Origin of the sequence: Bradyrhizobium roseum, assembly GCF_030413175.1 — a bacterium.
Classification (GTDB): Bacteria; Pseudomonadota; Alphaproteobacteria; order Rhizobiales; family Xanthobacteraceae; genus Bradyrhizobium; species Bradyrhizobium roseum.
In genome coordinates, this window is sequence record NZ_CP129212.1 from 1,016,668 (window position 1) to 1,039,275 (window position 22,608).

General features: G+C 60.1%; 23 protein-coding genes and 1 pseudogene. 18 read left to right on the plus strand and 6 right to left on the minus strand.

Going from position 1 to position 22,608, the window contains the following annotated elements; genetic code table 11:
• The first annotated feature begins 6 nt into the window (after window positions 1-6).
• From QUH67_RS04660 to QUH67_RS04670, 3 genes are all read left to right on the plus strand, one after another.
• Entirely contained in the window at window positions 7-813 is an 807-nt protein-coding gene (locus tag QUH67_RS04660) for a response regulator (protein WP_300945487.1), read from the plus strand.
• A gap of 125 nt (window positions 814-938) precedes the next feature.
• Complete coding sequence (locus QUH67_RS04665; protein WP_300945488.1) at window positions 939-1,910, plus strand: DUF808 domain-containing protein; 972 nt, start codon at window positions 939-941, stop codon at window positions 1,908-1,910.
• Window positions 1,911-2,213: 303 nt separating this feature from the next.
• Window positions 2,214-3,095 (plus strand): DMT family transporter, encoded by an 882-nt coding sequence (locus QUH67_RS04670; protein ID WP_300945490.1) that lies wholly within the window; start codon window positions 2,214-2,216, stop codon window positions 3,093-3,095.
• 3 nt (window positions 3,096-3,098) lie between these two features.
• Here the strand turns inward: QUH67_RS04670 and QUH67_RS04675 are convergent, their stop codons facing one another.
• Complete coding sequence (locus QUH67_RS04675; RefSeq protein WP_300945491.1) at window positions 3,099-3,554, minus strand: energy transducer TonB family protein; 456 nt, start codon at window positions 3,552-3,554, stop codon at window positions 3,099-3,101.
• Window positions 3,555-3,672: 118 nt separating this feature from the next.
• Between QUH67_RS04675 and QUH67_RS04680 the strand changes: the two genes are divergently transcribed.
• From QUH67_RS04680 to QUH67_RS04725, 10 genes and pseudogenes are all read left to right on the plus strand, one after another.
• Window positions 3,673-4,947, plus strand: coding sequence for an MFS transporter (locus QUH67_RS04680; RefSeq protein ID WP_300945492.1), 1,275 nt, complete (start codon window positions 3,673-3,675; stop codon window positions 4,945-4,947).
• A 73-nt stretch (window positions 4,948-5,020) separates the two neighbouring features.
• Entirely contained in the window at window positions 5,021-5,257 is a 237-nt protein-coding gene (locus QUH67_RS04685) for a hypothetical protein (RefSeq protein ID WP_300945494.1), read from the plus strand.
• A 107-nt stretch (window positions 5,258-5,364) separates the two neighbouring features.
• Complete coding sequence (locus QUH67_RS04690) at window positions 5,365-5,973, plus strand: 2-hydroxychromene-2-carboxylate isomerase (protein WP_300945495.1); 609 nt, start codon at window positions 5,365-5,367, stop codon at window positions 5,971-5,973.
• Window positions 5,974-6,165: 192 nt separating this feature from the next.
• On the plus strand, window positions 6,166-7,428 hold the full coding sequence (locus QUH67_RS04695) for a tyrosine-type recombinase/integrase (RefSeq protein ID WP_300945496.1): 1,263 nt from the start codon (window positions 6,166-6,168) through the stop codon (window positions 7,426-7,428).
• A gap of 350 nt (window positions 7,429-7,778) precedes the next feature.
• Window positions 7,779-9,314, plus strand: a complete 1,536-nt coding sequence (locus tag QUH67_RS04700) for a Fic family protein (protein ID WP_300945498.1) — start codon at window positions 7,779-7,781, stop codon at window positions 9,312-9,314.
• Between the two features lie 117 nt (window positions 9,315-9,431).
• A complete protein-coding gene (locus QUH67_RS04705; protein ID WP_300945499.1) occupies window positions 9,432-10,385 on the plus strand; it encodes a helix-turn-helix transcriptional regulator in 954 nt (317 codons plus the stop codon).
• 5 nt (window positions 10,386-10,390) lie between these two features.
• On the plus strand, window positions 10,391-10,999 hold the full coding sequence (locus QUH67_RS04710) for a TetR/AcrR family transcriptional regulator (protein ID WP_300945501.1): 609 nt from the start codon (window positions 10,391-10,393) through the stop codon (window positions 10,997-10,999).
• Window positions 10,999-11,358, plus strand: coding sequence for a DUF3817 domain-containing protein (locus tag QUH67_RS04715; RefSeq protein ID WP_300945502.1), 360 nt, complete (start codon window positions 10,999-11,001; stop codon window positions 11,356-11,358). The genes QUH67_RS04710 and QUH67_RS04715 overlap by 1 nt, the downstream gene beginning before the upstream one ends.
• The gene (locus tag QUH67_RS04720) at window positions 11,355-11,756 is read left to right on the plus strand and encodes a CopD family protein (protein ID WP_300945503.1); all 402 of its coding nucleotides are present in this window, start codon (window positions 11,355-11,357) and stop codon (window positions 11,754-11,756) included. Before QUH67_RS04715 ends, QUH67_RS04720 begins: the two co-directional genes overlap by 4 nt.
• A gap of 135 nt (window positions 11,757-11,891) precedes the next feature.
• Window positions 11,892-12,098: pseudogene (locus QUH67_RS04725) on the plus strand (Rrf2 family transcriptional regulator); the annotation flags it as partial.
• 18 nt (window positions 12,099-12,116) lie between these two features.
• Here the strand turns inward: QUH67_RS04725 and QUH67_RS04730 are convergent.
• Both QUH67_RS04730 and QUH67_RS04735 read right to left on the minus strand, forming a co-directional pair.
• A complete protein-coding gene (locus tag QUH67_RS04730; protein WP_300945504.1) occupies window positions 12,117-13,247 on the minus strand; it encodes an FAD-dependent oxidoreductase in 1,131 nt (376 codons plus the stop codon).
• 231 nt (window positions 13,248-13,478) lie between these two features.
• Window positions 13,479-13,901 (minus strand): class I SAM-dependent methyltransferase, encoded by a 423-nt coding sequence (locus QUH67_RS04735; protein ID WP_300945506.1) that lies wholly within the window; start codon window positions 13,899-13,901, stop codon window positions 13,479-13,481.
• 190 nt (window positions 13,902-14,091) lie between these two features.
• Between QUH67_RS04735 and QUH67_RS04740 the strand changes: the two genes are divergently transcribed.
• Window positions 14,092-14,568, plus strand: a complete 477-nt coding sequence (locus tag QUH67_RS04740) for a MarR family winged helix-turn-helix transcriptional regulator (protein ID WP_300945507.1) — start codon at window positions 14,092-14,094, stop codon at window positions 14,566-14,568.
• Between the two features lie 489 nt (window positions 14,569-15,057).
• Here the strand turns inward: QUH67_RS04740 and QUH67_RS04745 are convergent, their stop codons facing one another.
• Together QUH67_RS04745 and QUH67_RS04750 are read right to left on the minus strand one after the other, a co-directional pair.
• Window positions 15,058-15,813, minus strand: a complete 756-nt coding sequence (locus tag QUH67_RS04745; RefSeq protein WP_300945509.1) for a hypothetical protein — start codon at window positions 15,811-15,813, stop codon at window positions 15,058-15,060.
• 34 nt (window positions 15,814-15,847) lie between these two features.
• Complete coding sequence (locus tag QUH67_RS04750) at window positions 15,848-15,976, minus strand: hypothetical protein (protein ID WP_300945511.1); 129 nt, start codon at window positions 15,974-15,976, stop codon at window positions 15,848-15,850.
• Between the two features lie 332 nt (window positions 15,977-16,308).
• Here QUH67_RS04750 and QUH67_RS04755 point away from each other — a divergent pair, with 332 nt between their 5' ends.
• The 3 genes from QUH67_RS04755 to QUH67_RS04765 all read left to right on the plus strand — a co-directional run bounded on the left by QUH67_RS04755 (window position 16,309) and on the right by QUH67_RS04765 (window position 19,086).
• Window positions 16,309-17,199 (plus strand): MipA/OmpV family protein, encoded by an 891-nt coding sequence (locus QUH67_RS04755; protein WP_300945512.1) that lies wholly within the window; start codon window positions 16,309-16,311, stop codon window positions 17,197-17,199.
• Between the two features lie 6 nt (window positions 17,200-17,205).
• Window positions 17,206-17,943 (plus strand): hypothetical protein, encoded by a 738-nt coding sequence (locus tag QUH67_RS04760; protein WP_300945514.1) that lies wholly within the window; start codon window positions 17,206-17,208, stop codon window positions 17,941-17,943.
• A gap of 423 nt (window positions 17,944-18,366) precedes the next feature.
• Window positions 18,367-19,086, plus strand: a complete 720-nt coding sequence (locus QUH67_RS04765) for a response regulator transcription factor (protein WP_300945515.1) — start codon at window positions 18,367-18,369, stop codon at window positions 19,084-19,086.
• 18 nt (window positions 19,087-19,104) lie between these two features.
• Here QUH67_RS04765 and QUH67_RS04770 read toward each other — a convergent pair whose 3' ends face one another.
• Window positions 19,105-20,463 carry a sensor histidine kinase gene (locus tag QUH67_RS04770; protein WP_300945517.1) on the minus strand — a complete coding sequence of 453 codons (1,359 nt, stop codon included), beginning with the start codon at window positions 20,461-20,463 and terminating at the stop codon, window positions 19,105-19,107.
• A gap of 188 nt (window positions 20,464-20,651) precedes the next feature.
• On the opposite strand from QUH67_RS04770, the gene QUH67_RS04775 reads away from it, so the two are divergent.
• Window positions 20,652-21,413 (plus strand): EipA family protein, encoded by a 762-nt coding sequence (locus QUH67_RS04775; protein WP_300945518.1) that lies wholly within the window; start codon window positions 20,652-20,654, stop codon window positions 21,411-21,413.
• Window positions 21,414-22,608: the final 1,195 nt, after the last annotated feature.

A 22,608-nucleotide genomic window follows, 5' to 3' on the forward strand; every position in this document is an offset into this window, starting at 1 on the left:
ATGGGGATGTCCCGATCACAGCTCGTTGCTGAACATTTGCCGCTGTTGCGGCGCTATGCCCGTGCGTTGACCGGAAACCAGGCCTCGGGCGATGCCTATGTCGGGGCCATGCTGGAAGCCCTGCTGCAGGATGGCTCGCTGCTCGATGAGAAGCACGGCCCCCGTGCCGGCCTGTTCAAGCTTTTCACCCAGATCTGGAATTCGGTATCGCTCAACGACAATCCCGAGGTCACGACGCTGGCGTTGCCGCCGGAGCGCAGGCTGTCCAACATCACGCCGCTGCCGCGGCAGGCGTTCCTGCTGCTCTCGCTGGAAGGCTTCTCCGAAGAGGAGGTGGCCTTCATCCTCAACGTCGACATCCCCGAGATGCGCGCACTGACGGACACCGCCGGCCGCGAGATGGCGGCGGAAATCGCCACCGACGTTCTGATCATCGAGGACGAGACGTTTATCGCGATGGACCTCGAGAGCCTCGTAAAGAACCTCGGCCATAACGTGATCGGCGTCGCCCGCACCCATTCCGATGCGGTGGCGCTCGCCAAGAACAAGAAGCCCGGCCTGATCCTCGCCGACATCCAGCTTGCCGACGGGTCGTCGGGACTGGATGCGGTCAATGAGTTGCTGCGCCTCTTCGAGGTGCCGGTGGTGTTCATCACCGCCTATCCCGAGCGCTTCCTGACCGGCGAACGCCCCGAGCCGGCGTTCCTGATCTCAAAGCCGTTCCAGCCGGCGATGGTCTCGGCAGTCGCCAGCCAGGCGCTGTTCTTCCAGCGCAATTCGCGCAACCGTGCGCCGCGGGCGGCCGCGGGCTAGGTAGAGCCCCCGGTCGTAGCCTGGGAGCAGAAAATGATCCGGCGCGCACCGCGCGCCGGATTTTTGTTGAGTTGACTGCTACGGTCTTCCTGAAACGAACGTCTGATGGTGTGGAGCAATAGCCGATGAGTGTCGGGCTGATCGGCCTTCTCGATGATATCGCTGCGATCGCCAAGGTGGCTGCGGCGTCGCTCGATGATGTGGCGAGCCAGGCCGCCAGGGCGGGCGTCAAGGCCGCCGGCGTGGTCATCGACGATACCGCGGTCACGCCCGGCTACGTGATCGGGTTCGAGCCGAAGCGCGAGCTTCCCATCGTGGGCAAGATCGCGGCGGGATCGCTGCGCAACAAGCTGCTGATCCTGCTGCCGGCGGCGCTGCTGCTGAGCTATTTCCTGCCCTGGACGATCACGCCGCTCCTGATGCTGGGCGGTGCCTATCTTTGCTACGAAGGGGTGGAAAAGGTGCTCGAGGCCGTGATGCCGCACAGCGCGAAGCAGCATGAGTCGCAAATCGGCACGGTGGCGTTGAGCGCAAAATCGGTCGAAGATGAGAAGGTCGCCAGCGCGGTCAAGACGGACTTTATTCTCTCCGCCGAAATCATGGCGATCACGCTCGCCGCGCTTCCCGCGGGCAGCCTGTGGAAGCAGGCGCTGGTGCTTGCGGTCGTGGCCGTCGGGATCACGGCTGCCGTGTACGGCGTGGTGGCGCTGATCGTGAAAGCCGACGATGTCGGCCTGGCGCTGGCACGGGGCACCACGCATGCCGGCCGCGCGGTCGGCCGTGGCATCGTCCGCAGCATGCCGGTGCTGCTGAATGTGCTGAGTGTTGTCGGCACCGCAGCCATGATCTGGGTCGGTGGCGGCATCGTCCTGCATGGCCTCGAGATCTACGGCCCGCCGGCGATCCCGCACGCCGTTCACGCGGCGGAAGAGGCGGCGGCCCATGTCTTTCCTCCGGCTGCCGGGCTCCTTGCATGGATCGTCGAGGCCGCGATTTCGGGTGTCGTCGGTCTCGTGGTCGGTGCCGCGACAATTCCCGTTGTCGGCTATGCGCTGGCGCCCGCATGGGCAACCGTGAAGGGCTTTCGCAAAGGGTGAGCCGCGGCATCGCTGCCGCGATCCGGGCGCAGACACGTTCCCGTGTGCAAGCGCTGTGAACCAGGTCACGTTTCGATTTCCTGTCGGGGGGTAGCATCCAGCTGGATTCATCGCCGGCCTTCGAACGGCGACGTACGGGCTTCGACTTCGCGGCCAGGCACCTCCCCCTGGCTCGGGCCACCAGCTTCGAATTCGTGGCTGGTCGGACTTCCGGCGCGCCCAAGGCGCGCCGGATTTTTTTCACGTGAGAGCCATGCGCGCGCCGGGATGGAGCGGCTGATTCTGGCTTGCTAAGAAGCCGCCATGGATGCGGCACGGCGCGACAAGTGGATCGGCTCTCTCTGTCTTGGCGTCACCGCGTTCGGATGGGCGCTGAACTGGCCGTTGATGAAGATCCTGCTTCAGCAATGGCCGCCGCTGTTTTCCCGCGGACTTGCCGGTGTGGCGAGCGCGCTGATCCTGTTTTCGATCGCCAAGGCGCGAGGGCAGGCCCTTGACGTCCCGCGCGAGGCCATCCCGCGCCTCTTGTTCGCGTCCTTCACCAACGTCTTTGCCTGGATGGGATTTGGCACGGTGGCGATGAAATTCGTCCCCGTCAGCGAAGGCGCGCTGATCGTCTACACCATGCCGATCTGGGCGACGCTGCTGGCCTGGCCGCTGGCCGGCATCCGGCCAAAGCCCGTGGATATCGCAGCGCTCGTGCTTGGCATGGGCGGTGTCACCGTGCTCCTGGGCGGTGGCGGATTTTCGTTCGACATCGGCCGGATCGCCGGGATCATCCTGTTGTTCGCCGCCGCCATCCTGTTTGCGATTGGCAACATCCTGAACCGCGTACCGCTTCCGATGCCGCCGCTGGTGGTGGTCGCCTGGCAGGTCGGGCTCGGTTGCCTCGTGATGCTGATCCTCGGCGCCGCGTTCGAGCAGCCCGACTATGGCGCGCTCACCGCGCAGGGCTTCGCCTGCTTGGTCTACATGACGGTGGTGCCGATGGGCATCTGCTATCTCACCTGGTTCGAGACGCTGCGCCGCCTGCCGCCGTCGTCGGCCTCGACCGGCATGCTGCTGGTCCCGCTGATTGGCGTGATCTCGGCGGCGCTGATTTTGGGTGAGCCGCTCGGCCTGCGCGAAATCGTAGCGATGGTGCTGGTGCTCGGCGGCGTGACGCTGGCATTGCAGAAGGCGTAAGCCTCAACAGCCCCGGCAGATGCTGTTCACCTTTGCCCGCAGCCTCGCCTGTTCCTCGTCCCATGCGCCAGACTCCTGTCCCGATAAGGCCGGCCGGGAGCGGAAGATAATCGGAACCGTGAAAGTTATGCGATCTTCCGTTAGACGATCTGACGGAGGCATAGGAAATGGCTTGGCGCGTTCGAGGATGGCCAGGCTCTCTTCATCGAGCGTGCGATTGCCTGTGCTCTCCTCCAACCAGTGCGAAACGAGATCACCCTGCCGGTCGAGCACGAACCCGACTTTGGCCGTGCCTGTCTCACCCATCGCCTGCCGCGGAAAGCGTCTGTGGCTCTGAAGATGAGAAAAGAATTGCTTTTGCCACTCTTTGATCTGATCAGTCTCTGCATGCACAGATAGCGAGACGGCAATGAGCAGAGCAGCCAAACCAATCCGGCGCAACATCGGCAAAACCTGCAATTCCAGATTTCCGGATCATATTCGCGTTTAGGTTGATTGCAAGGTTGTTGAACTGCGCTCCCCGCCCGCATAGGCTTGCGGCAGAAACAATAAAAGATACCGGAAACGCCTTCATCTCATGCAGTCCGCCGAGCGGCCTTTCCCCTACCGCCGGGGCCTGATCATCGTTGCGACCATGGCTACCGCCTACGTCGCCAGCCATTTTTTCCGCGCCTCCAACGTCACCATCGGCCTCGATCTGATGCGCGATCTCGGAATCGGACCGGAAGCGCTGGGCGCGCTCACCGGCGCGTTCTTCTTCGGCTTTGCCGCGATGCAGATCCCCTGCGGCTTCTTCTTCGATCGCTTCGGGCCGCGCTACACCGTCGTCGGCATGCTGATGCTCGCCGCCATCGGCGGCGCGATGTTCACTCTGGCGCCGAGCTGGCCGGTGCTCTTGACCGGGCGGGTGCTGATGGGCGCCGGCTGCGGCGTGATGCTGATCGGCAGCATGGTGCTGATCTCGCGCTGGTTTCCGCCGGATCGTTTTTCCACGCTCACCGCCGTCGTGCTGTCGATCGGCCTGCTCGGCAACCTCGCCGCCACCACGCCGCTCGCCTGGGCCGCGCAGGACGTCGGCTGGCGGCCGGCGTTCGGCGCCGTCGTCGTCTTCATCGCGCTGGCGACGATCGCGATCTGGCTGGTGGTGCGCGATGCGCCGCCCGGCCATCCCTTTCTGTCCCGCAAGGTCGAGCCGTCGGGCGAGATGCTGAAAGGCATGCTCGAGGTGCTGCGCAACCCGCGCCTGAAGCCAATCATCGCGATGAATTTCTGCAACTACGCCTGCACCTTCACCGTGCAGGGCCTGTGGGGCGGCGCGTTCCTGCGCGAGGTGCACGGCTTCAGCCCGATCGCGGCCGGCAACGTGCTGCTCTGCGCCGTGATCGCCTACCAGGCCGGCATGCTCGCCTTCGGCCCGCTCGACCGCCGTCTCGACACCCGCAAGGGGATCGCGATCGGCGGCACGCTGGTGATCGTCGGCCTGCTCGCGATACTGGCGCTGTTCTCGCATCCGCCCGTCTGGCTGCCGGTCGCCGTCATCATCGCCATGGGTTTCTTCTCGGCCTCGAGCACCATGGTGATGACCCACGGCCGCGGCATCTTTCCGGACCGGCTGATCGGTCGCGGCATCTCCACGATGAACACGGCCGTGATGCTCGGCGTCGCCTGCATGCAGACGCTGTCCGGCATCATCATCGGCGCGTTCGAACCGCTGGCGAGCGGCGCCCGCACCGAAGATGCCTACCGCGCGCTGTTCGGCACGCTGACGCTGGTGCTGATCGTGGCGGTGGCGATCTACAGCCGCTCGGAGGATGTCAAGCCGAGCGAGGAGATGCGGGCGAGGGCGCTTTAATTCTGGTGCAGTGCAGGATTGCCATTCCGTCCCGGCGGGAGGATGGTTCAAGAAAGCCACAAGGGAGAGCGGCATGAGCAAGGCAGGTCCCGACAACCGCAAGCAGGACGGTGAAATCGGCCACAAGCACGGCGCCACGCCCATCGGCACGTTGCGCAAGATTTACGGCCAGGGTTTTGCCGCCGGTTATCCGCCGACCGACAAGCTCAGCGATGTTTTCCCGAACTTGAACGAGACGGCGCTGAGCCAGCTCCGCCGTGACTACAAGACGGGGCATCTCGATCACAAGATCACGAACGCCCTGCACTGAAGGCGGCCGTCATCGTTCGTGACCGAAGCAGGTTGCCGGCATACCCGCACAAGGCTAGCTTGATCGAAAGGCTGGCCTGACGCCGCCTGCTCGGAGATCTCGACATCATGCCGGTTACCATCGACTACTATTTGTCGCTCACCTCGCCGTGGACCTATCTCGGCAGCGCACGGTTCGCGGAAATTGCCAGGCGAAACGGCGCGACCGTCAACGTCAAGCCGTGCAAGTTCGGTCCGATCTTCGAGCAGACCGGGGGGCTGCCGCTGCCAAAACGGTCGCCGCAGCGGCGCGCGTACCGGATGATGGAGTTGAAGCGCTGGCGCGACGCTTTGGGCATTCCGATCCATCTCGAGCCGAAGCATTTTCCCTGCGACGACGCGGCAGCGACCCGGCTGGTGATCGCGGCCAAGCTGCAAGGCAAGGACGCGCACCGGCTGTCGCTGGAACTGGGGCGGGTGGTATGGGAGCGCGAGGAAACCCTTACCGATCCCGAGGCGGTCGCGGCGGCTGCGCGGCGGGCCGGTCTCGACGCTGCGGAGCTGCGTGCGGCCAGTCCGTCGGATGCCGAAATAGACAAGGTTCACGAGCAGTACACGCAGGAGGCACTGGCGGCGGGCGTCTTCGGCGCGCCGAGCTACGTATTGCCTTCGGGCGAGATATTTTGGGGCCAGGACCGGCTAGACCTTCTGGAGCGGGCGTTGAAGGAGCTGGCCTAAAAAAGCAGGGCGCGACCGGCATCACCACGGTCGCATGGTGTTTTTGCTTTTGTCCGTCTCGGGTCGCTGCCGGCTTCTAACCGCCTGTTTATTCTGCTATAATTGCTCAATCTAATTCCGCAGTGGTTCACCGAAATTCGCGGTCGTTCGTCGCAATCCGGGACCAATGGTGGGGCGGATGGTGGGGCGGACATGGGCAAAAGACAGCTGCATAAACTCTCCGCTCGAGAAGCGGAAACAATCACTCAATCCGGACGGCACAGCGATGGTGGGGGACTTTACCTCGCGATCGAGACCGGTGCGCACGGGCGGCGTCAATGGGTTTTCATGTACCGTGTGCGTGGTACGGGCAAGCGCAGAGAGATTGGTCTTGGTTCAGCCAAAGGTAAGAGTAAGGACGGCTTGTCACTCACCGATGCCCGCCTTAGGGCGGCGGACGCGCGTAAGGCGCTAGCTGAAGGTAGAAGCCCGACCGCAGATCGACGCGCCGACGTGGTAGCAGGCACTACGTTTGGAGAATTCGCGGACATCTTCTTAGCGTCGATCAAAGCGGGCTTCAAAGGTAGAAACACGTTCGTCGACTGGACGCGAGATCTAAAGGTGCACTGCAAACCTATCCGCGCTAAGGAGCTCGCCGACATCAACTCAAATGATATATTGGAAATCTTGTCGCCAATCTGGATGACGATCAACCGAACGGCTCGCGAGACGCGAAGTCGAATTGAGCGCGTGCTTGACGCCGCGGAAGCCAAGGGGTTTCGGTCTGGAAAGAACCCTGCGACGTGGAAGACATTGAAGCCACTCTTGCCGAAGGCGAAACGGTCGAAGCGCCATCACAAAGCCGCACCCTACAAGGACGTGCCTGGTATCGTCCGGGCGTTGAATGCCAAACACAATATGGCCGAAACGACAGTGAACCTCGCAGCTGAATTTATCATCTTAACGGCGGTGCGGACCGGCGAAGCCCGCTTTATGCGCGTGCGCGAGGTCGATTTTGCGGAACGTCTTTGGACAGTCCCAGCGGAGCGGATGAAGGCGGAGGTCGATCCGGAAGGCAACGATTTCGAAGTACCACTTTGCGATCGCGCAATCGCGATCTTGAAAGCGGTCATTCCGAAGGATGCTGCTTCTGACGCCTACGTGTTCGCCGGGCAGTGGTCTTCGGACCACTCGAAGCCGCTTGGTATGAACGCGGTGCTACACGCGCTCAAGGCTGTTTATCCGGCGATGACGACGCACGGGTGTAGGTCGAGTTTTCGCGATTGGGTAGGGGATGAAACTCGTTTCGAACGAGACATCGCTGAAATGGCACTAGCCCACAAGGTCGGCGACGAAACGGAGCAAGCCTATCGACGCAGTAGCGCGTTGAAAAAACGGCGGCAGTTGATGGAAGCTTGGGGGAGATACGTTGGAAGCGCTTCTAACGTGATCGCTCTTCCCCGTCGAGCATCATAGAGTTGCGACGATGGCAGATGGTCGCGGGGATCGTTCACGTCTGCGCGGGATCGTATGTAGCGAGGAATTCGTACCTTACGAGAATCGACCGACCCCGAATTGTCGCCGCCGTTACTCGGCCCAACCCATTTCGAAGATCCGTTTCGACCGTCATCTCGAAATGCCCCTCCTTTGGCCGGGACTGGTACGCTGCCTTGGGGTGGCTGTATTGGCCAGATTCTGGCCAAGGGAATATTTTTCACAGAATACGTATGGAGAAATTATTTTTCATGAATTATGATAGAAATTCGAGCTGTAGGAGACTTTGTGAACGAAATTCGGGCGAGAGAGCGTTTTTCGGGAGAATTTGATTGAGCGTGCAATTTTCAGGGCCGGTGAGCGTTTTTCATGACCGGAGACTGCCGGAGACGGCTGCTCCGGCGGGTTACGCTGCCCTGATCGACGCTTACAAGCTGCCCGTTCCTGTCCCGCGGACCCTTTCGGCGATAGGAACTAAGCACCGGATTCTCGAGCAGAACGGCTGGCGCATCTATACGCCGCGCCACGCCCCGGAGGCCTCCCTTGAGGGACACCTGACTTTTGCTCTCAAGAACGAGGGATTGGACCTTGCCGTCCTGAAGCGGCTTTTCCTCGCCGTGATGGAAGGGGAGATTGCAGAGCTTGTAAGGCAGAAGCCGACCGGCCTCTACACCCGCCGCATTTGGTTCCTGTACGAATGGCTGCTTGGCCGTGAGCTGAAGCTGCCGCCCGCCGACAAGGTCTCATACGTGGATGCGGTTGATACCGATCTTCAGTTCGCAGGGCCAGGAGAGAATTCGGCTCGGCATCGTGTTCGCGACAACCTTCCCGGAACGCCGGAATTCTGTCCGCTCGTGTTTAGGTCTCCTGCGCTGAATGAGTTTATTGCGCAGGACTGGAAGGAGCGCGCGCGCGCGGTCGTCAATGCAGTTCCGAAGGACCTGCTCGCTCGGACGGCTGCGTTCCTTTTGCTGAAGGATTCGAAGTCCAGCTATGTGATCGAGGGAGAAAGGCCGCCGCAGGATCGTATTCAGCGGTGGGGTCGCGCTATCGGCGAGGCGGGCCGCGCGCCGCTCGACGAACAGGAATTCCTGCGATTGCAGAACATCGTCATCGGTGACGGGCGTTTCGTGAAGATGGGCTTTCGTCAGGAAGGCGGCTTTGTAGGTGAGCACGACCGGGATACGCAACGCCCCATTCCCGATCATATCGATGCGCGGCATGAAGATATTGCCTCGCTTATGACGGGATTGATCGCGTTCGACCATGACGTCGAGAACGATCTCGATCCCATCATCGCCGCAGCGGTACTGGCATTTGGGTTCGTCTACATCCATCCCTTCGAAGACGGCAACGGACGCATCCATCGCTACCTGATGCATCACGTTCTCGCGCGCCGAGGCTTTAATCCTGCGGGACTGCATTTCCCCGTATCGTCGGCGATTCTCGATAGAATTATGGAGTACAAGGCTGTGCTGGAGAGCTATTCCAGCAGGCTGCTTCCCTGCGTCCAATGGGAAGCTACGCAAAAGGGCAATGTAACGGTCCTTAACGATACGGCTGACTTCTACCGTTTCTTCGATGCCACGCCGCATGCTGAGTTCTTGTATGAATGCGTACGCCAGACGATAGAGCAGGATCTTCCGAACGAAACCAACTTCCTCCGTAACTTCGACACATTCCGTGCTGGCATCGAGAACATGATCGATATGCCGGAACGAACGCTCAACAACCTGTTCGGGTTCCTCAGGCAGAATCAGGGAAAGCTTTCAAAGAGAGCGCGAGATAACGAATTCGCTCTGCTGACTTCGGATGAAGTCGGGCAGATCGAAGACTTATACCGCGTTTCGTTTCCCGAGGCAGGATAGCGGAGCTATCATACCTTAAGAGTACGAACTTGATTACGGAGCTCAAATTATCATTCTGACGAGACGGCTCCTTGAAGGCTGAACGGCTCGCCGCCGTCCTGTTACAACTGTCCGGCTATGAAGAGATTGATCCGCAAAGCAGGACGACGCTTTTCTTTCAGAAAACTGACGCAAACTGCTGTCGATCACTGTCGATTGTCGCGCGACGCGCCTGCGCCTGATATGGTCGCGTCATGTCAGCGTCGCCAACAGCAACGAGCCCACACGGTACACCCGGATCCCAAGCAATTGAGATTTCGGGTGTGTGCCGGATCGAATTGCTGCGATCATCGGTTTCTCGCCTTCGAGACTCAGAGCGGCACGCACGCGTTCGCCAGCAGCCGCAGGACGGAATTCCAAGCAACTCCGAACCACCTGTCGTTTCTACCGATAGGTTGCGATGTCTATTCGCGGTCACAGCAGGGCGGCGAGTATCTGAAGGTGTCGCTGGACAGGCGATATGCAGTCGAGCCCATCCAGTCCCGACGCTTCAGCAACATCGTGTATCGTCAGGCCATCAATGCTGCGCATCGGCTCCGCCGGCGGTTGATCGCCGACCACCCCGTAGAGGCACTCACGTGTGAGCGGCTCGTTGGCGTGCTATGTGAGCGCGTTGCCGTGATCCTGCGCGGCGAGGTCCATCAGCAACGGGAAGCCGCTTGGATGACACCACGGCGCTTGAAGCTGATCGATGAGTTTATCGACCAGCCTCTCGAAGCCAAACTGACAATACTCGAGTTGGCCAACAAGCTTGGCCTTTCGGCTGGGTCTTTCACGCGCGCCTTCAAGGCCGCTGTCGGTCACACGCCACACGACTACATCATCGACCGCGGTGTCGCACGAGCGCGCCAACTCATGCGCACGCACGACATGGATCTGTCGACGATCGCGAACGCTACTGGTTTCGCATCGCATGCTCACCATGATAGCGCTGTTTTGAGCGCGACTTGGCGTCCCGCCCAGCCGCTTGCGGGGTGGTGCTCAAAGCATCCGGCGCGCGGGTTGACAATAAGCACGACCGGTCGTACTTAATCCCCATGAAGGCCAAGGGTGACAGCACGCGTCAGCGACTTCTGACGACAGGCCTCGACAAACTGAGCGTCGAAGGTCTGGCAGGTATCACGATCGGCACGCTCGCCACAGCAGCCGGAATTTCCAAGAGTGGCCTCTTTGCGCACTTCGCGTCCAAGGAAGAGCTGCAATTGCAATTGCTCGATGAGATGACACGAGTGGCCGAGGCGCACGTGCTTGCCCCTGCGATGTCCCGCAAGCCCGGCCTCGCACGTCTCGAAGCACTATTTGAGCATTGGCTTGGTTGGTCGTCCAAGGCCGGCCTCTCCGGTGGCTGTCCGATTTCAGCCGCTATTTTCGAACTCGATGATCTCGGCGGGCAGGTTCGTGATCAGGTGGTGGCACTGGAGGCTCAATGGCGGGGAGTGCTTGAATCGCTCATCGTCGAAGCGATGGCGGCGGAGGAGATCTGCGACGATACCGATGCCGCTCAGATAGCCTGGGAAATGACAGGCATCTATCTCGCCCACCATGCGTCCAGCCGGCTGGCGCGGGATCGCACAGCCAAGCGGCGTGCCGAGACAGCGTTCAAAGCACTCATGGCCCGCATAGCGGCACGAAAGGGACGGCGCTGATGCAGCCACATGTCATAAGAAGCAAGGTGGCGAACATTACTGCACTGATGTCGTCGCCTCTGCGACGCTTGCGTTTTGCCGGATGGATCGAAGGATGCACGCTGATTGCCCTACTGTTGGTCGCAGTACCGTTACGGCATTTCGCGGGCTTTGCTGCCGCCACCAAGATCATGGGACCGGTGCATGGACTGGCGTTCATCGTCTACATTGTCACGCTGATCGATGCCGTGTCCGGCGGTGGGTGGACTCGCAAGGAAGCGGTTAGGGCTGGACTCGCTGCCCTGTTCCCTTTCGGCGCGTTTCTCAATGACCGGGTTGTCGCCGTAAAAATCATTCAACAAGAAGCGGTCAACCGATGAGCCTGCATGAGTTTTTAAAAGTAATGCACATCCTCGCGGTCGTCGTCTGGATCGGTGGAATGCTCGCGGTCGCGCTGATCCTGCCCCGTCCATCGGATAAAAGTATTGTCGCCGTCATGCGTGCGCGGCTGTCAATTGCCGTCTCTTGCGCAATGTTTGCCGCACTGATCTTTGGTTTAGCGATGGCCGTCCACGCCGGGTGGATGGGGCAGAGGTGGATCCATGCCAAGCTCGTCTTGGCTTTCACGCTTGCCGGCGTACATGGTGTCATCACTGGCCAGATGCGGCGAATGACAACCGTTGATGGACATCCATCTCCATCCTGGCTGGTCCATCTCCCGGTCGTCATCGGCACGCTGGCGTTGGCGACTATAGCCGTCGCGGTGCTGAAGCCTTGAGCGCAAAAGCACGTGTCGCTTGCCGGATTGACGGCACGTGCGATCCCGATTGCCCTTCATGCAACCGGAACAGCGAACCAAGCGAGGTCCGCGCGAAGCCTTGATTTTATCAATTCATGATACTCATGAAGTTACCTGAGACGCGACAGCCGGCTATCGGATGTGCTGCACAACCTACTGCATGTGGCCGAACAACATGGCGGTCAGCAGAGACGTCCCATGACGTCCGAAGAATTGGCGAAGGCGATGGACACCAATCCTGTCGTGGTTCGCAGAATCATGGGTGGTCTTCGTGACGAAGGATTCGTGCAATCCGAAAGAGGACACGGTGGCGGTTGGACTGAATGTGCCTTGCAAGGTTCAGAACTCTAATGTTCCCCGAGTGAAGATTTCCACGGCCTTCATGGCGACGCCCTCGGCGAGTATGCCCCACTTGGTGGATGATGGGCCTTTGGAGTTTCTCTTCTCCGCAGCTTCTCCAAGGGCACGGGACTCCTGAGCGCGACTTCGCTGGAATTCCCTTTTGTCATCTTCCGCAAAGCCGCGCGCAATGACTGCGCATAGCGCCCTGGCATCCTTCAGCGCCATGCTGATGCCTTGTCCACCAGGTCCGTAGGGATGTGCTGCGTCCCCGATCAAAATCATTCTGCTGCTATACCACCGATCAGGGGGCTTCCCGTTGTAGATGGGTCCGTAGGCCAGTATGGCTTCCGCGTCCCTGGCGTACAGCTCATATTTTCTTCTCAGCTCAGGACTCCATCGCTCTGCTCGTCTCGCCAGTTCTGCTTCGACGCTCGCCTGCGTCGCCAATTTCGCATCTGCTTCGGGCATGCGGATGTGAGTCCACATGAAGATGCTCTTGTTCGTCGCGGCCTCGTTCACCTTCCCGCAAGAGGCGATTCCAATCTGGTGACCAGGATAGTTGTGCAGCGTCATTTCGATTTTGGTTTCATCCCTGGTGATGAACCCCACGCCCAGGTACCCGGCATAGGTTTTCGTCGAACTCTGTACTGAATTCAATAATTGTCGGAGCTTTGAGCCTACCCCATCGGCCCCCACGAGCAGGGTGCCAGTCACCTTCTCATTCGAGTCCGAGGTCACTTCGGCGCTATCGGCGGACTCGGTCATGGCCGCAACGTTGAAGCCGGTCACCACGCAAATTCCCAGGGAGTGTGCTCGCTTCATCAGTTGTTCATGAAGCGCCAACCTTGTGACCATGATTGCGGAGGTGTCGCGCTTAGGGGCGGAAAAGCTGGCGGATAGACCACCAAACCGCAGGTCGACTCTCTGCGTGTCCTCACCGATCGCATCCATCTTCATGAGCCTCAGAATCTTGACGCCTTCGGCTGATATCCGCACGCCGCTCGTCGGGCCATCGAAACGCTGTCTTGATTCCAGAACCTGACTTTCGATGTTCTGTTCTGCGAGCATGATGGCGAGGCTGAGGCCAGCCACACCTGCTCCGACGATGATGACTTTCTCGCTGCTCATGGTAACTCCAAATAGGACCGAGGTCGATGAGACACTTGCCAGCGTGCATCGGACGTCAGTAGTGCCCCGTTCGGCTGCACCCGGTCGAGCGTTGAAAGACGAACGCCATGCTTGCCGACCCCAGACACGCGAAGCGCGCGCCAGGCTGACCGGCCCATTGGTCGGGACGCTGTGCCGACGGCAAGCCGACATCGGCTCCCGTGATCGGCTCATGCTCGTCCGTGGCGAGTGTTACGCGCGCACTAGCCGGTACCAATGAGAGCGGGCGATGCGTCGCCGGCTCGCGCGCGCCTCTCGCAATTCGAAGCCGGGGGCGAAGATCGTCTTGACGACAGCCGGCGTCAGCGAGATGTCGCTGGGTGCGTCATCAAGAGCCCAGATCAGATGCGTGCGTCCGGGCTTCAGGAGCCGGTGAATTTCCGATGCATACCGTTGCTGACCTATAGCATCCAGGCAATGGAAGCAGCCCACGTCGAACGAAACGTCGAACGGATCCTTGAGCCCATCGAGTTGAGTGACATCACCCACCAGGAACTGAAGCGGCAGGCCGGCGGCGCGAGAGCGCGCTTTCCCGATAGCGACCGGTGAAAAGTCGACGCCGGTCGTGCGCACGCCTGCTCGGCCGCATAGCGTGAGAACCTCCCCACGCCGCAACCGAGTTCGAGCGCGGTCTCAGGCGTTTGATCGCGCAGAAGTGCGGCGATCTCGTTGGGGATGCGGAAGTCCCCCCAGACGGTGAAGAGCCCCCGATAGGCACGATCAAAGTCATTGGGTGTCGTCGGCGTCATGATTGCTCCGCTGCATGGTGTTGCCTTCTCGCTCAGAAGTACATATATAGCATACTATGAAAATCAAGTCCGATTGGAATCCGGAGTCGACGCCTACGTTCTGGATCAACCACGCATCGCGATTGATCATGCGGAGCTTCGAGCGGGAGCTTCGCCCGCTCGGGTTCGGTATGGCTTACCTGCCCGTGGTGATGGCGCTCGAGGAAAGCGGTCCGATGCTGCAGAAGGATCTTCTTCAGCGGGCGCGGATCGAGCAGCCTACAATGGCCGCGCTCCTTGCGCGAATGGAACGTGACGGTGTCATCGCGCGTAAGCCGGATCCGATTGACAGTCGCGCGCGCCGAATCTCGCTCACGGCGAAAGGGAGGTCGCGGCTCGGCGCGGCGCGGCGGGTGATGTCCGAGGTGGTCGATGTCGCGCTCGCAGGCATCGACGCGCGCGAGCGGGCTGCGCTCATGAGCGTCCTTCGCCGGCTAGTGACGAATCTCAGTGAGATCGGTGACGAGCACGCCGGTGCAAGAATCCGGCCATGACGTCGCTTCTCGCGACTATCAGTACGTTGATTTTCCGAGTGTTTCAGATGCCGGAATGGCCACGAGAACTCACAGCGCCACGAATGCGGTGGTTGCCGGAGCGAGGACAAGGCAGGCTTGCGAGATTGCGCGCCGACGCTGCAGGCGTAGAAACCGCGGCGATGGCGTTCGCAATTTATACCGAAGTGGCGCGCCACGGCCGATGAAGATGGGCACTACTCGTTCGCCGTGGCGCTATGATGCTGCGACCCGCTGCACGCTCCAATCGGCGAATCTGCGACGGCCTGCGATCTTGCGATACGCCTTATAGACGGCTGTCTTCGTGATACTGCGAGGTGGTCCGGGTAGGCTTCGATAGCGGCCCTCTCGATCAACCCGGGACCGACGTCATTTGCCATTGCCGGATAAGAACCTTAGCTTGGCTCCGCGACGGTCGCGCACAAAATGGTTGGTTCACCTCCAATCACGAGCGAGGTGGAGCGCGGGCACTCATCTCGTATTCTCGTCCAGATGCAAATTCACCCGTGCAGATGGGCTCACCAATTCAAAGCGGCCCCTTCTGCACGACCAATTCAAGTAATCCCGATCGCTCCCTGCCACTGAAACCAGAAGCGCGTGAAAATTAAACGTCCACCCATCAACGTTCGGTGCTCGCATGCTGAGACCGGTCAGGTCGCGGGCAGCGCGCGCAGGCCGCCCGTCGACATCGATACAATAGGGGCGATCTTGAGCAACAGTCTCCGCCCCGCTGATGATCCTCGGGGGCAACATTGAAGACCACGCCAGAACGCCCGCATACCCGCCGCATAGCAGGGCTAGCGTGACCCCAACATAGACGAATTCGGGTCTTTGCGGTTCGTTCTGGATTTTGTCGTCGCAATGCGGGCAATTCATTATGGCTATGGCAGCATCGCCAACGAGAATGATGAAAAGAAAACCAATAATGAAGCCTGCGAAGGCCTCCCCGGGCGACGAATTGCCAGAAGAGTTCGATGCGATCGTCACGACGAGGAACGCATTGTAAAGCGCCGCATGCACCTTCAGGAACACGAGGGAGAGCGGCTCTCGCGCAAGAAGCGCGATGATCCACAGCAAAGGAGCCGACACGACGAAAATCTCCAGAGCAGTGGACCACGATCGGTACAGCAAAGAGTCCTGAGATCCGGTCGAAAACGCAGGTAGGCTGTTGAGGACGTAAAACGCAATTGCTCCGCAACCGAATGAGAATGGCAAATAGAGCGACAAGCCACAGCCACCCCTCCGACAGTTCAGTTAAAGTTCATCTTGCTTGCGCCTGCTTGGCGTCCGCGATGGAGCCGACGACGTCGACGATGCCGTTCAATTGCCCGAGCAATCGTCTGATGTAGCGGCCGATGCGCGGTTCTTCCTCGATCGCAAGGGAGCGCACACTGCTAGTCCTTCAATTCCGGAGCGGTTGACCCTGGGTCGAGACACTCCTGACCGAAATCTCTCGTCTCGGCTCGCGCATGGATTCCCTTTAAGTCAGCCCGGCGGGCAAATCCAAGGCTAGCCTACGGGTCCCCCAAGGACAGAAAATTAGCCTTGACGACGCGGTCCCAGACCCCAGGCAATGTTGGTCGAAGCTACCGAACGAAGGCATCCATGAGTGGAGGGCGTCGGCACCGGGTCTGTCGGCAATCTTGGGGCAACTTTGCCAACACATGGTGGAGCTACAGTCGCACTAGCCGACTCGACAGAAATCAGGGTCGGAGGCCCGGAATGAAGAAGAATAAAGACGAAGCAACGCTCCGCCGGGAGACGGGCATACGACAGCTGGCCACCTCGCTCGCTGTGTTCGGTGCTATCGTGGCGATTGCTCCAGGGGCGAAAGCCCAGACCGCTTTTACGCTTCCGGCGCCGCCCTTCGAAGTGCCCGGCCTGCCCTCCCCGTCGGGCACCTGGACGGCCACGGTCGGCGTCGGCGGAGAGTATCGGCCCGACTACCCGGGCTCGAAGAACTGGATGCTCAGCCCGATGCCGATTTTTTCCATTCGCCGCGCGGGGACGGTGCAGGAGTTTCGCGGCCCACGGGACAGCGCGAGCATCGCGCTGATCGACTTCGGGGATCTCCGCGCCGGTCCCGCTTTTAAGTACGTAAAGGAGCGCAAGAGCAGCGATCATTCGGAGCTGAACGGTTTGGCCGACGTAAAAGCGGCATTCGAAGTCGGCGGCTTCGTCGAATATTACCCGGTCGACTGGCTCCGCCTGCGCAGCGAACTGCGCCAGGGCTTAGGAGGTCACAAGGGCACGGTGGCCGACCTATCCTCCGATTTCATCGTCCCGCTGATCGACAGAATTACCATCTCGGCGGGGCCGCGGTTCACGTGGAAGAGCACGAAAGCGGTCGCGCCCTATTTCGACGTCGACCCGGTGCAGTCGGTGGCGTCGGGCCTGCCGGTCTTCGATGCCAAGGGAGGGCCCTACTCCGTCGGAGTCGGTACCCAAGTCTCCTACCGGATCAATCCGCAGTGGGAAGTCCACGCGTACGTCGAATACGAAAAGCTGTTCGGAGATGCAGCCGACAGTCCGATCGTAAAGCTCCGCGGCGCGTCGAACCAGACCACCATCGGCCTTGGCGCATCCTATTCCTTCGACTTCAAGATCCGATAGGCGAGCATGCGCAAGATCATTCTAGGTGTCAGCCTCGCCATTACATCCCTATCCCTGACCGCCGCCGCGGCCTTCGAGACGCGCACGACCCGGCTGCAGGCGATCAAGACCGTGGGCATCATCTCGGCGGTGGGAGAGGAAATAAGCGTGACGCGCGTCGGGCTTGCGCCGTTGAGCAATCGTCTCGAAAGCGTGCCGGTGCAGTCATGGGGGCTCGATGACCTGATCGTCAGGCAGGCGACAGCGGTGCTCAACGGGCGCTATCAGGTGCAGACGGTCAATTATCCGCGCGCGGCATTCGCGGCTGTCCGGGAGTCGGCGATCGGTCCCGTCAATCTCATCAGCGGGGACCCGTTCAAGGTTCTGGTCCGGAGGGATGTCTCGCCGCAGGGGCTCGATGCCTACGTCGTGATCACGCGCGCGAAATCGACGCTCGGCACCGGCCGCAAGGTCGAAGGGTTCGGCTTCGCCGAATACCGCACGTTGCTCGCATCCTACGGCATCGTCCATGCGCTATACGAAGTCCGCGTCATCGACGGCAAGTCCTTCGACGTAATCGACAAGAGAGCGGCCTCCCCACTCGGCAGCACCGACATGATCAGGCTTGCCGGACCAAGCCGGACCATCAACGGAACTCTCTGGGGCGCGGATGCAGGCGACAAACTGCGCACTGAGATCGTCGATCTCATCACGCGCAGCCTTCCGGGCACGCTCGCCGACATGCGCCTGGCGGGCGGGTCGTAGTCGACATGAAAAGGCAAAATCCATGGAAGCGCCACGTCGAATTCGCGTGCGATCGCGGACCGCCGCGGCGTCGTCCGACATGGCTTTTGCTGTCTGGTGGGGTGCATCCGCATGGTTCGATCGCGGTTCATCCTCAGAAGCGGTTCTGTTGCCCGAACATTGCGCACGCTCCATGATTTCGCATTATTGAGTACTTTGGATTTCTTGTCGGCTTGGCATTTGACCACAGAAATGCCCGTATCTCGCAGCGATCCTCTTGCGGCACATGGAGGTCAGCGCAGAGGAATTGGCTTGGTCGGCGATGATGATGTCCTGTTGCCGTGTTCTCAGATTCAGCTTCGTTTATCCTAGCCCGGTCAACTCCACGGCGTCGCGCCCAACAGCTGATGCTTCGCCCGTCCATAACGATGAAATTGAAATATCATGCGAGTACTCGTTGTCGAGGATGAGCCTGATCTCAGCTCGTTCCTCTCGTCTCTTCTGCGGCGCGCGGGATTTGTGGTCGACTCGGTTTGTTCGTCAGAAGAGGCGCTTCGTGCGATTGCGAGCGCGTCGTTCGACATAGCGATTGTCGATCGACGACTGCCGGACGGCGATGGCCTGTCGGTGATACGGGCCGCAAGAGCACGAGCGCCCGAAACTGCCCTTCTTGTTCTTACCGCGCGTGATGCGAAAAACGACGTGATCGAAGGGTTAAACAGTGGAGCCGACGATTACCTCGTCAAGCCCTTTGAACCCGACGAGTTGCTGGCGCGCGTGCGCGCTATCGCCCGCCGCCAAAGTCCAAACCGTGCGACCCCGACCGCAGTAGGAAAGCTTTCGATCGACCAGCATGGGGGGGCGTCGGTCGAGAATACCCCACTGGCGCTACGGCGTGGGGAGCTATTGATCCTGCAGGCTCTCGCTCTTCGGGCAGGCCGCGTCGTTACTCGCGGCATCCTGATCGACGCCATCTACGGTTTTGACGACTTGATCGAGTCGAACACTCTAGAATCGCAGATTTCACGATTGCGGCGGAAGCTCCGCAACGCCGCAGCCGACGTCGAAATCGCAACCCTACGTGGATTGGGCTATATGCTGCAAAAGATGGAGCCACCGGAATCCGCCGCCGATAGTGAAGGTCTCGATAAGCCATCGATATAAGCTCCGCGCCAGCTTTCGCTATGGTTTCGGCTCGTGCTGACCGGAGTTATCCGTAAAGAAAAGGCGAACCGTCGTTCCTCCGCCTGGAGTATCAGAGATCGACATCCGTCCTCCATGTGCCGTCATGATGTCGCGGACGATGGTAAGCCCCAATCCGGCTCCGCCGGACTGCGGTGACGGTCGGCTGAACGGTTCCGTGACCTCCTCGCGGTCCGTCGAAGCGATGCCGATACCATCATCGACGACTTCGAGGTTCACGTTGTCGACGACACGAACGAGAATTGTCGATTTTGCCTGAGCATGCATTACGGCGTTGTCGACGAGGTTCGCTACGGCAGCGCGAACGGTCGCGTCATTTGCGTCAATGCGCCGGATCGTATCACCTTGCTCTTCGAAAGCGACGTTGATACCTCGCGCCACGAGTAGTGGAGCCATATCGGCCAGAGCGCCACGCGCTAGGCGGTTTAGATAGACAGGTTCGAAGGGGAGAACGTCGTTGTGTAGTCTCGCAAGCTGTAGCATCGATGAAACGATTGTCGTCAGGCGGTGCACGTCTGCTCTCAGGGCGACCCGTGTCTTCGCATCATCGACACCTTCGATCTTGGATCGGATGACAGATAGCGGAGTACGTAGCTCGTGGGCGACATTATTCATGAATCGCCGTTGCAAATCCATCGTGGCGGCGATCTGATCGAGGGCCGAGTTCAGGGCTTTCGTCAATGGCATGAGTTCGGCGGGGGTCTCCTGTGTCGGTAGTAAGCCGCGGGGAGATTTTGGGTCGATCGAGGCTGCAGCTTTGGCAGCGCGTCGGAGCGTCGCGCCAATGAACGAAACGGACATTGCGATAGCCGCGGCGATAACGATCCCAAATACCAGAGATGTCATGAGCGCGGGAACCGCGATAGCGCCGAGGTAATGTCCAAGGATCATTGCCCAGCCTGGAGTGCCTCCGCTCGTCGCGATAACCACGCGTTTGGAGTTGATTTCGACGACATCGAAGGAAACGGCACTGCCTACGCCACGACCGAGGCTCATTTGCGCTTGAATGGTCGGGCCATCGAGACGGATATCGATCGGAAGGTGCGGACGGAGGCTCGACGCGTATTCGACGACGGTGTCTCCATCCGACGCCAGATACCAGAGTTTCGGGCTCATTCTCTCGATGTCTACCAAAGCCGCGATTTTCTCTATCTCAACGCTCTTGGAAACAGATACACGTATCGCTTGTCGAATGGCCGCGGAGGTAACCTTGTTGCGAAGCGAGCCGGGCTCCTCGGTAATAAACGTAAACGCCAGTACAGCTGCGACACCGGTTCCGAAAAGAGCCACTCCAAGGACGGAAAGTCGGAGGGCCAAGGCGCGAGAAAGAGACGTCATCGTTGACCCCGGGACGGTCTCCGCGTCCGATCGCATATGTGACGTGTGCGGAGCTCGACGAAAACTAGCCGATACCAGCTTCGAGCTACCGTATCTAGGGCTTGGTACTAATCGTCGGACTTGTAAGCATGCTCGCGTCGCGTGTAGGAAATATCTTTGGGGAACGAGGTGTGCGGGATGAGAGCGTGATGCCGGATCCTCACGGCCTAAAAGCCGCCCCCTTGTCCTTGCAGGCAGACAGCATGCCCGACGGGTCTTTTTCTGCAGCAGAGCTCGATCGACCAACGGATATAAACGCTGTAGCAAAGCGCCGATTTGGCTCACATTCGCGCTGGCAGATCGCTCTAGCCTTCGTTGTTGCTCTATTTTCCGCAACGGAGGGCCTTGCCGCGGACCGCGACACGCGTCCTGGCGGTATGCCAACAGCGCCCGGACGAGACATTCTGGAGCAGATCGACAAGACTTTCGATACGGCTTCGAGGCGAGCCGCCAGTGCCGTCGAAAGATCGCTTGCTTTGTTCGGAGAGCCGAATGCCTACATACTTGGCAGCGAACTCAGCGGTTCATTCGTCATCGGCGGCCGTAACGGAGTTGGCCAATTGCGTCTAGCTAACGGGCTGCCTTCCCGTGTCAACTGGTCCGCAGTCTCCATCGGTATTGGACTTGGAGCCAACTACGGCAGGGTCGTCATGCTAGTCTATCGGCTGGACAAGCCCGAAGATATCTTTGGTACCTATACAAGCATCGGCGGTAGCGCTCATTTCTTGGTCGGGGCAAATGCGACAATCTTGGCTTCGGACAACGCGAGAATCGTCCTAATTTCTTCGGGATTAGGACTCCGCCTCTCAGGTGATCTCAGCAGCCTTCGCATCGATCGCGATATCGACGACGGCCAGCCTCGACCACCCGAGAACATCTGCGATCGCACTGATTGTCTCCGTCGACGCTAACGTGGGACTGCGCGCCGCAGAGTTTAGCGCTCTGCCATATCGCTGACCGCGTGCAAGCCGGGCAATCTTCGTGCAATGTTAGCCCGCCATCTAGCACCTCTGCATACGAGCTTCCAACGGACATCCGAAGTGGCTCTGAGGTCAAAGGCTTTCAATGAAGTATATCATCCAAGTGGATCTTGGCGCGAAGCGGTGCCGACGGCGTCGTACGTGGCCTGGAATTTTCGATCTGAGCGCAGGTGCTCGGGCGTTTAACGCGGTATCCCTCGCAAACGCTGCTCCGTTCTCGCCATGCGAAGGCCGTCACCGCTTGTTTGAGCAGAAGTCTTGCGTCGGTCAACCCGGGCTCTTTCGAAGCATCCGGGACTGGCGGGACCAGGAATCGGAGGATGCGGATACACATGGCCTACTGATTCATCCCCCGAACCCAGACGCACGGCGGCCTCCAAGATACCTGCAACGCTCCCGGCGGTCGAATGATTATGCGAACCACAGCCCGACAGAAACGCAAGTGTATTTCGTGCTCCGCGACGATTCTGCGGAAGCGTCGGAGGTTCACGGAAAGCCCATCGAGCACCAGAAGCAGTTCTGGGTGTACAGATCTCGAGACGCAGGTTGGCAGACCGAACGGTTGCTGGAAGGAATACGCATGGCGGGGAGCTTCTACTCGCACGAAGTCGTGCAGGTGCGCACAGACGCTTGGTCCAAGGGACGCGTGGTCCTCGTCGGTGATGCCGCGCACTGTGCTTCGTCGTTCAGCGGCATGGCAGTATCCGGCGCTTTGGTGGGAGCGTACGTCCTGGCTGGTGAGATGAACCGACATTCCGAGAACTTGCCGACGGCCCTTGCGGGTTACGAGTCCGCGTTACGGCCTTTCGTTTGGGAGATACAGAAGGTGAGGCCTTTCCTCCTGCGAATCGGCATTCCGATGTCCCAATGGCGTATCGACCTCCTGCACTCCGTCGCAGCTTTGGCTTGCAGGTGGGGGGTGTCCGATCTCGCTGCTAGGTTGGCCGACGATCGCGGTGGTAGTTGGAAGATGCCCGACTACGCAAGTCCGACGATCGACCGCTAATCGACGTTACCGCGCGAACGGTCGAACTTCCAAAAGAACATTGCAGTATGGGGACGCAGGTGAATCGTCGAGTTGGAACTGGTGGCAATGCGCTTCTGCGCCGCCGAACCGGTCGGACAA